The organism is Methanolobus sp. ZRKC3, assembly GCF_045291275.1.
In the GTDB taxonomy this organism is placed as follows: domain Archaea; phylum Halobacteriota; class Methanosarcinia; order Methanosarcinales; family Methanosarcinaceae; genus Methanolobus.
Genome location: NZ_CP146982.1, coordinates 257,424 through 269,817, shown reverse-complemented (window position 1 = coordinate 269,817; position 12,394 = coordinate 257,424). Strand labels below are relative to the sequence as shown.

The 12,394-nt window shown below is 42.3% G+C and carries 7 protein-coding genes and 3 tRNA genes; 6 read left to right on the top strand and 4 right to left on the bottom strand.

Annotation, left to right across the window (positions count from 1 at the left end; genetic code table 11):
• The first annotated feature begins 21 nt into the window (after positions 1-21).
• From V7O66_RS01300 to V7O66_RS01290, 3 genes are all read left to right on the top strand, one after another.
• Positions 22-234 carry a winged helix-turn-helix domain-containing protein gene (locus tag V7O66_RS01300; RefSeq protein WP_406661184.1) on the top strand — a complete coding sequence of 71 codons (213 nt, stop codon included), beginning with the start codon at positions 22-24 and terminating at the stop codon, positions 232-234.
• A 199-nt stretch (positions 235-433) separates the two neighbouring features.
• A complete protein-coding gene (locus V7O66_RS01295; protein WP_406661183.1) occupies positions 434-3,061 on the top strand; it encodes an S-layer protein domain-containing protein in 2,628 nt (875 codons plus the stop codon).
• A 281-nt stretch (positions 3,062-3,342) separates the two neighbouring features.
• Complete coding sequence (locus V7O66_RS01290) at positions 3,343-5,955, top strand: S-layer protein domain-containing protein (RefSeq protein ID WP_406661182.1); 2,613 nt, start codon at positions 3,343-3,345, stop codon at positions 5,953-5,955.
• Positions 5,956-6,325: 370 nt separating this feature from the next.
• On the opposite strand, the gene V7O66_RS01285 is transcribed toward V7O66_RS01290, so the two are convergent.
• The 4 genes from V7O66_RS01285 to V7O66_RS01270 all read right to left on the bottom strand — a co-directional run bounded on the left by V7O66_RS01285 (position 6,326) and on the right by V7O66_RS01270 (position 7,534).
• Positions 6,326-6,397 (bottom strand) — tRNA-Gly (locus V7O66_RS01285).
• 13 nt (positions 6,398-6,410) lie between these two features.
• Positions 6,411-6,483 (bottom strand) — tRNA-Phe (locus V7O66_RS01280).
• 66 nt (positions 6,484-6,549) lie between these two features.
• A tRNA-Val gene (locus V7O66_RS01275) sits at positions 6,550-6,626 on the bottom strand.
• A gap of 458 nt (positions 6,627-7,084) precedes the next feature.
• Positions 7,085-7,534, bottom strand: coding sequence for a hypothetical protein (locus tag V7O66_RS01270; RefSeq protein WP_406661181.1), 450 nt, complete (start codon positions 7,532-7,534; stop codon positions 7,085-7,087).
• Between the two features lie 187 nt (positions 7,535-7,721).
• Here V7O66_RS01270 and lonB point away from each other — a divergent pair, with 187 nt between their 5' ends.
• From lonB to V7O66_RS01255, 3 genes are read left to right on the top strand one after another with little or no spacing between them, the layout of a single operon-like run.
• Positions 7,722-9,623, top strand: coding sequence for an ATP-dependent protease LonB (lonB, locus tag V7O66_RS01265; protein WP_406661180.1), 1,902 nt, complete (start codon positions 7,722-7,724; stop codon positions 9,621-9,623).
• Positions 9,624-9,654: 31 nt separating this feature from the next.
• Positions 9,655-10,986, top strand: coding sequence for a TldD/PmbA family protein (locus V7O66_RS01260; protein WP_406661179.1), 1,332 nt, complete (start codon positions 9,655-9,657; stop codon positions 10,984-10,986).
• Positions 10,987-10,988: 2 nt separating this feature from the next.
• The gene (locus tag V7O66_RS01255) at positions 10,989-12,299 is read left to right on the top strand and encodes a TldD/PmbA family protein (protein ID WP_406661178.1); all 1,311 of its coding nucleotides are present in this window, start codon (positions 10,989-10,991) and stop codon (positions 12,297-12,299) included.
• The last annotated feature ends 95 nt before the right edge of the window (positions 12,300-12,394 follow it).

Genomic DNA, 12,394 nt, shown 5'->3' with positions numbered 1-12,394 from the left:
TAAAACTGAGGAGTGAACAATATGGATGAAAACTGTGTGAACATCGGAGAAGCAGCAGGCTATATCTATAGATTACTTGAAAGCGGCGATACTAATTTGGCAGGCATAAAGAACCACCTGAAAGATAATGGTTTTGATGCGCAAACAGCTTTTATGGCCATGGGCTGGCTTGCCAGAGAAGACAAGATATGCATGGAAAAGAATGGAGGCAGTTGGTCGATCCATCTTAAATAAAGACGGAGTTCATTTTTTCTATTTTTATTTCCTGAATTTTTAAATTATCTTTTTTCTGAATTTCAGACCACTGCATTAATATTTTATGATAAGTTGGTCGAATTTATAATACATATTAATATACTTTGCTTTAGATACATTGAAGTTAATATATACTAGTTACCACTAACCACCGTTAATCTTGATTGAGGGGATGAACATGAAAAAAACTATTAAACTCGTATTAATGACAGCATTCCTGTTGCTGGCATTAAATACCTTTTCAACAGCTGCCGCAGCTGCAAATAATAGCACAGGCAATCTGATATGGGATGCTGATGACGATCTATCACTTGAATACACATGGACCGCACTGAGTTACTCAGGTTTCTATTTTGACCTGGACTCAGGAGAAGGGTCGGAAACACTCATAGTCAAATTGGACAGTGACAGTGACCGTAGTATCAATGATGGAGATCTTGAATACATAACCAGTTCCATTGAAACAGATTTTGAACAGAATGACTGGGGATCTTATCAGGTAATCGGATTTATGGCAGAGCAGTATTTTGCTGCCTACAGCGATGATACCGAATTTGCCAGAGATGATATAAGCCTCATGTCTGACGGGGAACTTTCAAAAGTACTCATTGATTCAGATGAGAAGAAATCACTCTTCACAGGCTCCTCACTTATTCTTGAAGAAGGATACGAGCTAAACATTGTGGAAGTTGATATGAATGGAAACAATTTGCTTGTGAGTCTTGAAAAAGACGGCAAAGAAATAGACATAGACGTCATTTCCGGGGACGATACCTATGTTTACATAACAGATCTCGGGTCAAATGAAGATGTACCCATGATCGCGGTTCACTTTGATGATATTTTTATGGGTTCTGAGACCAATGCAGTATTTATCGATGGTATCTTCCAGATATCCGAGAACTTCATGAAGATTGAAGCTGATGATGAATATGGTGAGATGGAAGTCAATTCTATTGGTGATGATAAGATCACAATGCGAAACTATGATTCCATTTCCCTTGGAAGGGGAGATACTGTTAAGATAATGGGGAAACTCAGGTTCATTGTTGCAGATGATAATACACTCAGGTTCGGACCTGTTGTTGACATGTCTGAACCCGGAACCTACGAACTAAGGGGTACAGTTGCAGAAGATGAGGAACTTAAATGGACGCCGCTGAACTTTGAAGGATTCTACTACAATATCGATGAAGGAATAGGTACTGAATCCCTTGAAGTAGAAGATCTGAATGGAAGGACCATAGAAAAAGGGGATCTCGTTTACAAAAGCAAAGCCCAGGATGTCAGTTTTGAACACAATGAATGGGGAGAGTTCCAGGTTGTTGGTTTCCTTGCACAGAAATACTTTGCAGGTTATCCGGATAATGAATTTACAAATGATGTGAGTATCCTTTCAGACGGACAACTGTCTGAGGTACTTATTGACACAGACAAGCAGACCACACTGTATACCGGCTCATCACTGATACTTGAAGATGGATATGAGCTCAAGATCGTGGAAGTTGACCTTGACGGTAGCAGTGTAATGGTAAGACTTGTGAAATACGGAAGCGAGCTTGACACAGGCATCATTTCTTCTGATGATGACTATGTGTACGAGAAAGATATCGGTTCAACAGATGATGTTCCGGTAATAGTCGTCCATTTCAATGAGATATTCAGTGGAAGCGAATCAAATGCGGTCTTTGTGGAAGGTATCTTCCAGGTGTCTGAGGATGTTATCGAGATAGTATCTGATGAGATGTTTGGAGAGATGACTGTAGATAGTTTCTCATCTGATGAGGTCATTCTGGAAAACGAGGATTCCATCAGTCTTACAAGAGACGACACCATTGAGATAATGGGCGATATATCATTCAAGGTAGCGAATTCAGGCGATGTCAGATACTATCCTTTCGTAGAAGTTTCTACCCTACCATCTGAATCACTTTCCATAGATATGCCTAAGGTTATCAAGGAGAATGAAAAGACAGCTATCACTGTGGAATCAAGAGGAGCAACAGTTGAAGATGCTGTTGTTACATTCGGTGATATCAGGATTGGCGATACTTCAAATGAAGGTATTATCCCCTACACACCAACAACAGCCGGAATCTATACTGTAAAGGCAGAAAAGGAAGGCTTCGTTTCTGCAACTTTCAAGGTTGAGGTAATATCCCCTGATGATGTCAGCAGGAAACTTGTTATCGAGGTCTCACCAGATAATGTAGTTGAACAGGATACCATAACCATCTCCACAGTAACCGCAATTGGTGGCGAGTCTGTGGAAGATGTGGAGGTGTACTTCGATGGTAACCTCATAGGCACAAGTGACGAGGACGGCATGCTCACATACACCGTAAAAGAACCGGGTGTGCACAAACTCAGTACCAGATCCGATGAGTATCTTGAAGCTAAGTTTAACCTGGAAATAGATGTCCTTGAAGCAAGGTTCACCTACTCCGAGCTTATCATTGCTCCTCTGCTTGTAAAGACAAAAGAAGAATTCACAGTCTCTGCCAATGTTACGAATACAGGTACGGCCAAAGGCGATACCCTTGTTCAGCTTATGATCAACGGAACCGTGGCAGATGCAAAGAGCATTTCTCTTGATGTTGGAGAGGAAACAAGTGTTGAGTTCACAACCTTCATAGAGGAAAAGGGAAGTTACGAGGTCCAGTTAGGAGCAGTTACAGGCAATATTGAAGTCGAGAAGAAGTTGCTTACTGCACCGGGAATATTCCTGATACTGGCGTTATTGGCAGGTGTCGCAATGTTCGTAATGAAAAAGAACGGAAAGGGTGGAATAGAAGGACAACTTTGAACTTTTGGTACCTGTGTTACAGCAGGTACACTTTTCTTTTTTACAATTCTATTCTCCGGTAAAACCAAACAGGATTTACCAGCATTTTCTGAAGAGCAGGGATTAAATTTTCTAACATGTCAGAGAAGTTTCCTTCAATTAATTGCTGAAGGTATAGGCGGTTTTTATAACGAAATTGTATCATGCAGCTTGATTAAATTGATATATATGTACATCGATAAATGTTAGTATATTGTTTATGATGGAAGCTTTTCCGTCATTATCAATACAGGGGGTTTAATGTGAAAGAGAGAAATCATTTTTTATTACTGGTAAGTATGTTCATATTTGTATCGATGATGCTATCTGCAACCGTTGTGATTGCAGATACAAACAACACTGGCAATCGCATATGGGATGCTGATGAGAATGTATCTCTTGAATATACCTGGAATGCTCTCAGTTATTCCGGATTCTACTTCGACCTTGATTCGGGGGAAGGATCGGAAACACTTACTGTCAAACTAGACAGTTACACTGACAGAAGCATCAATGACGGGGATCTCGAATACAGCACGACACCCATAAACACCGATTTTGACCAAAGCAAGTGGGGATCCTACCAGGTCATTGGATTTATGGCAGAGCGTTACTTCGCAGGTTACACGGATGATACTGCCTTTGCAAAAAATGACGTTAGTCTGATATCCGGCGGTGAACTTACAAGGGTCCTTATGGATAGTGACAGAGAAGTATCCCTTTTTTCAGGCTCATCCCTCACACTTAATGAAGGCTATGAACTCAATATAGTAGAAGTTGACCTTAATGGGAACAGTGTGCTTGTAACCCTTGAGAAGAACGGCAGGGAGGTCGATACATCCATTGTTTCTGGAAACGATGACTATGTCTATGAGAAGGATATAGGCTCTGAAGAGGATGTACCCATCATCGCAGTACACTTCAATGATATTTTCAGGGGAGTAGAGACAAATGCAGTCTTTGTGGAGGGTATTTTCCAGATATCTGAGAATTATGTGGAGGTCGAATCCGGGGACAAGTTCGGGAAAATGGAGATCAAGTCCCTGAGTGAGAATGAGATCAGCCTGGATAACTCCGACTCCATCTCACTTGGAAGAGGAAACTCCGTCACTATAATGGGCAAATTAAAATTCCTGGTCGCAGATGACAACACCTTGAGGTTTGGACCTGTTGTGGATATGTCAGAGCCTGGCATATATGAACTCAGGGGTACTGTTGCAGAGGATGAGAAGCTCAAATGGACACCACTGAACTTCGAAGGTTTCTATTACAATATCGATGAGGGTATCGGTACCGAGTCCCTTGAGATAAGAGAACTAAGCGGAAGGAGAATAGATGATGGTGACCTGGTTTACAGGAGCATAGCACAGGACGTAAGCTTTGACCACAACGAATGGGGAGAATTCCAGGTGATAGGATTCCTCGCTGAAAAATACTTTGCAGGCTATCCGGACAATGAATTCACAGACGATGTGAGCATGCTCTCAGATGGGCAGCTTTCAAAGGTACTTATTGATAATGACCGCAGAACTTCCATGTTCTCAGGCTCTGCACTGGTCCTTGAGGAAGGATACAGACTCAGGGTAGTAGAGGTTGACCTTGATGGCAGCAGCGTACTGGTATCGCTTGATAAGAATGGAAAAGAAGTGGATACAACAGTGGTTTCAGATAACGATGACTACGTCTATGAGAAGGACATTGGTTCAACAGATGATGTACCAATGATAGTCGTGCACTTCAGGGACATTTTTAGAGGAACCGAGACAAATGCTGTTTTTATAGAAGGTATCTTCCAGATATCAGAGGACTATGTTGAGATAGAATCAAATGATAAATTCGGAGAGATGGAAGTCTCAAGCTTCTCCTCGGATGAGGTCACCCTGAGAAACGAAGACACGATATCCCTTACAAGGGACAAGACCATTGCAATAATGGGGAACATACACTTCAAGGTCGCTGATTCCGGTAGTGTCAGATACTATCCTTTCATAGAGGTATCCACCCTGCCATCTGAATCACTTTCACTTGACATGCAGACAGTCCTTCTGCAGAACGAGCCTGCAACAATAAAGGTGACATCAAGGGGTGCAGCTGTGCAGAATGCCGTCGTTATGTTTGGAAACAATGATGTAGGAATGACTTCAAGGGAAGGTATCGTATCATACACTCCAGAAACCATAGGCATGTTCACTGTAAGTGCTGAAAAGGAAGGATTCACTTCCGCAAACTTCGACGTAGAAGTGGTTTCCCCTGATGACGCCAGTAGAAAACTTGCGATAGAGATCTCACCAGATGAGGTGAAGCAGGGAGACAGGATCACCATTTCAACACTCACTGCCATCGATGGTGAAGCTGTAGAAGGCGTGGAGCTCTATTACGACGGAATCCTCATAGGTAGCACCAATGCAGAAGGCTCACTGAGATATACAGTGCAGGAGGCAGGTGTTCATAAGATTAGCTCAATGTCGGATGATTATCTCGAGGCTGAGTTCAATCTCGAAGTGCTTGCCCTGGAAGCAGCTTTTTCCTATTCAAACCTGCAGATTGCACCACTTCTCGTGAAGACAGGTGAAAATGTGACTATCTCAGTAGATGTGATGAACACTGGAACCGTAGCTGGTGAGACTGATGTGGAACTGCTCACCAGCGGAGAGATGAGGGATTCAAAGACAGTTTCCCTCGATGCGGATGAGGAAACAACTGTGGATTTCAGTACATCCGAAGAAGAAGCTGGTAGTTATGAGGTACAGATCAGTACTCTCACAGGCAGCTTCGAGGTTGAGAAGAAATTCCTGCCTGCTCCGGGAATCTTTGTAACCATGCTTGCTTTTGTAGCTGTCACCATGCTGGTTAGAAGGTTCGGAAGAAAAGAATAATCCACAAAAAACTCAATTTTCCAGGAATGTACCTGCTGTTTTGGCAGGTACAGTATATTTTTTTACTGACCTTTTTAAAATATCCAGGTCAGTACAGTAATCATTGGACAAAATACCAGACCAGTCCAATCAAAGCTCCTACAAGTATCCATATTTTGAACATACTTCCACCACCAGAGCAGCCACATGAACATGAATTGCATTGTGTTTCATTTTTATCTTTTGACATTGGAAGATCACATCCTTTGAGTTGTTGAATGAACATTTGGTTTATTTTGAGAAACTAATGTTGTCAGGATAAATAGAAAATAAATAACGTTACTGAATCAAATATTAGATTTTGTTAAAAAAGTGAAGTTAAAAAAATGAGTACATCAGCCGGGACTCGAACCCGGGTTCGAGCGTTGGCAACGCCCGGTGATAACCACTACACTACTGATGTACTTTGCATTAGATGCCCAGACCCGGACTTGAACCGGGGACAGCTGCCTCTTCAGGGCAGCGCTCTCCCAACTGAGCTACCTGGGCATAATGACCCGAAGCACCTAATATCTTTTTTTATATTTAAACTTATCGAATCCCTGTTAGAGATTATGGTGGGCCCGCGGAGAGTCGAACTCCGGACCTCCGCCATGTCAAGGCGACGTCATAACCATCTAGACCACGAGCCCATTTTGCGAATAAGTTTTAGCTTAGTTCCTGACAATGAGCCACATCCATCTTAGAGGACATTACCGCATGCATCAGGCACATATCAGCACCTCTCCTATTGCATAATCATTGATAAACCTTTTGGACAAACTTGATTCACACTGTAACTCATATAAAAAGGTACGAGTTAAAGGTAGGATGAAACCTCTTATTTCACCACTTGGCAATGACCAAAAGGTCCAATATTTCCTTGACTTGACTGTCCTTCCCACCTGTCTTAGAATAAGGACGCAACTTATGAGGTTACGTTGCCATGATTCACGCACATCTCCTCAGGACCCAGTTGAGTAATAATCATGTAGCTGGCTATTCAGTTATTTTAATGTATGAGTCCCAAGAAGCCAGAATTGCCTTTTATGTTGAACTTGGCAATGATTGATCTGAATTTTTGTATTCACACAAAATAAAAAAACAGCACTCAAACATCAGAATAAAATGTATTCGGGGTTGAAGTTGCATCCGGAACTGTCCTTGATGAACCATCTGGATAGATCATTGTCAGCACATCCACTTTCGCACCCAGAGGATGAGAATCATGAAGGAAGTATTCTTCATTCTCACGAGAGATATTCTGCACAAAAACAGAAGCCTCGTTTCTGCCTATCCTGACAACCTCTATATCATCAAAATCGAATAAAACAGTCTCAAGGGTTGGTTTTAGGTTGTGACTGCCAAGAAACAAAACATATACCCTGGAAAACATGTTCAGGTCATATGACATGGTTACCATTGCATCCTGTCCTTCAAAATCAACGGTCATCTTGTTAAAATGGATATAGTGCTCTGCCCCAGATTGAGCATGACCTGTCATTGGCAGGGAAAATATCGCGATGACTAAAATACAGATGAATAGTAAAGCTGGCCTCATGATATGCATATCCGTTTGAAATAACACATAGATTTATTACATCGAGATGACATTATTGCATATTAACTTTTACTTCATATATACTGTAAGGTCCACACAAAATAAATTGCACAATTGCAAAAAAAACCGCTAAGTATATATTTTGTACGTACCACAGTGAACAAATCAAAAACTTCGTGAGTCGACTATGGAGAATGAAATAACAACATCCGGCGATGAGACGGAATTGTACAACGATGCTTTTGAAACAACAGACTCCATCGATGTACCTGAGTTGCTGATCGATCAGATCATAGGCCAGGAACATGCAGTTGAGGTTGTTAAAAAAGCAGCAAGCCAGCGAAGACATGTAATGATGATCGGAAGCCCCGGTACAGGTAAATCATTACTTGCAAAGGCAATGGCCGAGCTTCTTCCAATGGAAGAATTACAGGATATAATGGTGTATCCAAATCCTGAAGATAATAATAATCCAAAGATAAGGTCAGTTCCTGCCGGAAAAGGCAGGGAGATCGTAATGGCCCACAAGATGGAAGCGCAGAAAAAGGCGCAATCACGCAATATGCTGATGATGATACTGGTATTTGGTATCATTGTGTATTCCTTCTATGTCGGACAACTGCTTTGGGGTATTATCGCAGCCATCATGATACTATTACTTACACGCCAGTTCCTGCCAAAAGACGAACTGATGATCCCTAAACTGATAGTATCGAATTATCAGAAAGAGCACGCTTCATTCATAGATGCTACCGGAACACATGCAGGTGCACTTCTTGGAGATGTAAGGCACGACCCATTCCAGTCAGGCGGACTGGAAACACCTTCACACGATAGGGTTGAAAGTGGTGATATACACAAATCACACAAAGGTGTGCTTTTCATTGATGAGATCAATACTTTGAGCCTTGAATCACAGCAGAGCCTGCTTACAGCACTCCAGGAAAACGAATATCCGATTACCGGACAATCTGAGAGAAGCTCAGGTGCTCTGGTAAAGACAGAGCCTGTGCCATGTGACTTCATAATGGTTGCAGCCGGAAACCTGGATGCCATGGAAAAGATGCACCCAGCTCTTCGATCCCGTATAAAGGGATATGGATATGAGTTGTTCATGAGAGATTCCATGGAAGATACCCCTGAGAACCGCAAGAACCTTGTGCGTTTTGTAGCACAGGAAGTCATGCGGGATGGACACATACCACCATTTGACAAGGGTGCTGTGGATGAAGTGATACGGGAAGCTCAGAGAAGAGCAGGTCGAAAGGGCCACCTTACGGTTAAATTGCGTGACCTTGGTGGACTTGTAAGAGTTGCCGGAGATATAGCACATTCCGAAGATGCCAAGATCACAACTGCAGACCATGTGCTTGCAGCTAAGAAAATGGCACGATCCATAGAACAGCAGCTTGCTGACAGTTACCTTGAACGCAAGAAGGATTACGAACTGTTCCAGAAGAAAGGAGAAGCAATTGGAAGAGTCAACGGACTTGCAGTCATGGGAGGAGATTCAGGCATCGTACTTCCGATCATGGCAGGAGTAACACCGGCACAATCCAATGCAGAAGGAAAGGTAATTGCTACTGGGATGCTCAAGGATATTGCAAAAGAAGCTGTTCAAAACGTATCGGCAGTTATTAAGAATGTCACAGGTACTGACATTACCAACCGCGATATCCACATACAGTTCATCGGAACCTATGAGGGTGTAGAAGGAGATAGTGCGTCAATATCCATAGCCACTGCAGTCATATCTGCTCTTGAAGGAATACCCATTGACCAGTCAGTTGCAATGACAGGATCGCTTTCTGTCCGCGGAGATGTATTACCAATTGGTGGTGCCACCTACAAGATAGAAGCGGCAGCCCAGGCAGGAATAAAGAAAGTGATCATTCCGAAATCCAATGAGGCTGATGTCATGATAGAAGAAGCCTATAAAGATAAGATAGAAATTGTGGCGGTAACAAATATTGTGGAAGTTATCGAGCACAGTCTTGTCGGACCTAAGAAGAACATGATAGTTGAGAAACTTCAGAATATGATGAACCTCAACCTGAATGTTGATTTACCAGACGTTGTCCCTGCATAAGCAGGGATTTTTATTATTTTGGGAGTAAAACATGCATAGTGTAGACTTTTTTGACACAAGGATCATTGAGGGAACAAGCACATCCATAGTTCTCGACAATGGGAAGATCGAACAGGTATCTGTTAACTATACTAAAGGAGCAGGTGTTAGAGCACTATGCGGTGGCTCATGGGGATTTACGTCAGCTGACGGGGATTTTGACCTTGAAAAAGCCATACGTTCTGCATCAGAGCTTGCTGAAAGTATGAACGATAAATCTCCCAAAGAAAAAGTAAAACTGAAGGATATTCAAAATCCTGTTGTTACCAACCATCCCAAAGTGAAGATCGACCCACAGGACATCTCACTTGAAGAAAAGGTAAAGCAGCTCCAGGAAATAGGCTCATATGCCAGAAAAGATGGCATCAGTAGCTCAAGTGCCGTTTACAGTGAATCAGTGGTAAAGGTAAAGTATAGCGATTCAAATGGTATCGAAGGCGAATATGAACTTATCAGAACTGGTTTTGCAATAAGCGCAGTGGCATCGGAAAATGGTGTATACCAGGCAGGAAGAGAAAGCAGGTTCGGAGTTACAGGGTACGAGATATTTGAACAGCATGATGCAGGCAAACTAGCGGAAAATGCTGCAAACACAGCTCTTGAACTACTGAATGCAAAACCTGCAAAAGGTGGAAACATGCCTGTTATCCTTGATCCGGAACTGGCAGGAGTTTTCGCTCATGAAGCCGTCGGACATGCATCCGAAGCAGACCTGGTGCTTGAAGGAAGTTCTATTCTTGAGAACAGGATAGGACAGCAGATAGCATCCCCACTTATTACGATAATAGATGACCCTACAATGCATGAATATGGCTATTTCCCATTCGATGATGAAGGTGCACAGGCCAGGAAAACAACGATCATAGAGAATGGAGTACTCAGTTCATACCTGCATTCCAGAGAAACTGCAGAAAAACTTGGTGGGATTCCCGGACATAGCAGGTCACAGGGACACTCAAGACCGGTCGTCAGAATGAGCAACACATATATCGATAACGGCAACTCAAAATTTGAAGAGATGCTCGAAGAGATCGGAGATGGAATGTACCTCATAGGTTCAAGAGGGGGACAGGTCAACACAGGTGAAGGCGTCTTCCAGTTCAACGCTGAAAAAGGATATCTCATCGAAAATGGTGAACTTACCACCTTGATAAGAGATGTATCACTATCGGGAAATACAATGGAGATACTGAACAATGTTAAGATGGTTGGCAATGACCTGAAGATGAACTCAGGAAGATGCGGTAAAAGCGGGCAGTTAGTACCTGTTACTGATGGATCACCACATCTTATGATATCCGAAGCACTGGTAGGAGGTGCCTGAAAATGTACGAAATGGCACAGAAAGGATTGAAGGCTGCACTTGGCTTTGGAGCTGATGAGGCAGAGATATTCATAATGGAAAGTCACAAGACTTCTGTTGATATCCGTAAGGACGAGATAGAAGGTGCAAAAGAAAGTGTTTCACAGGGACTTGGCATCCGTGCAGTTATCAATGGAGCGGTAGGATTTGCCAGCACCAATATAATGAGCCGCATAGAAGATACTGCCAAAAATGCAGTCAGCTCTGCAAAGGTAAGGGACAGTGACCCCGACTGGGTATCATTGCCATCCAATGAAAAATACCCAAGTGTTTCAGGAATATTTGACCCAAAGCTAAAAGACATGGAACTGGACGATTGTATCAGGCAAACAATGAAAATGATAGATGGTTCCAGAACAGTTCCGGAAGTAATTGTCACATCAGGCAATTTCTCCAGAACTTATGGAAAAAGCCTGATAATGAACACCAATGATGTTGAGGTGGAAGAGAACGGAACCGGTATTTCAGGATTTGTGGACGTGATCACAAGTTCAGGTGATACTTCAACAGCTTATGATTTTGCAGTCTCAAGAAATGATGATATAGATTTTAAAATGATTGGCATAAATGCTGCAGAGCTTGCCAAAAGATCACAGAATGCAATATCAATAGAGGCACATAAAACAAACGTCATAATGCATCCGTTTGCATTTTCAGATCTTATCGATAATACATTTGTCCCATCCATTGACGCGGATAATGTTCAAAAAGGACGTTCAAACCTTATTGGAAAAATAGGAGAACAGTTGGCTGCAACAGAGCTTTCCATCATTGATGATGGACTACTTGAAGGCGGCATTGAAACTGGAATATCCGATGATGAAGGAGTCCACTCACAAAGGACTGCCGTAATTGAAAATGGAATGTTCAGATCATATCTTTATGACAGCTACACAGCTGGAAAGGATAACGTGAAAAGTACAGGAAATGGGACCCGAGGCTCATACTTCTCAACACCCTCTGTCGGCACTCGAAACTTCATTATAGACATACCCGGTACTGACATCATTGCCGATACAAATGAAGGCATCTACATAAATACAGTCATAGGTGCCCACACAGCCAATGGTATATCAGGAGATTTCTCGGTAGAAGCAAGGAATGCATTTACCATAAAAGATGGAAAGATAGACAAACCCATCAAATCACTGATGATATCAGGCAATATCTTTGACATGCTCCTGAAAGTTGATGGAGCCGGGAAAGATGTGCGTCAGGTAGGAGGAGCAGTTACACCTTCCATCAGGATTCCTGAAATGAGCGTCGTAGGGTAAAATCGATGTGAAATGGTTACATACCATTTCCATGAAAACCTTGATGCTTATTTTTTTTATAGCACATAAATAATTAAACTCTTTTTTGGCTAATT

Coding starts and splice junctions, on each gene's coding strand:
- V7O66_RS01300 (WP_406661184.1), top strand. CDS start 22: ATGGATGAAAACTGTGTGAACATCGGAGAAGCAGCAGGCTATATCTAT.
- V7O66_RS01295 (WP_406661183.1), top strand. CDS start 434: ATGAAAAAAACTATTAAACTCGTATTAATGACAGCATTCCTGTTGCTG.
- V7O66_RS01270 (WP_406661181.1), bottom strand. CDS start 7,534: ATGAGGCCAGCTTTACTATTCATCTGTATTTTAGTCATCGCGATATTT.
- lonB (WP_406661180.1), top strand. CDS start 7,722: ATGGAGAATGAAATAACAACATCCGGCGATGAGACGGAATTGTACAAC.
- V7O66_RS01260 (WP_406661179.1), top strand. CDS start 9,655: ATGCATAGTGTAGACTTTTTTGACACAAGGATCATTGAGGGAACAAGC.
- V7O66_RS01255 (WP_406661178.1), top strand. CDS start 10,989: ATGTACGAAATGGCACAGAAAGGATTGAAGGCTGCACTTGGCTTTGGA.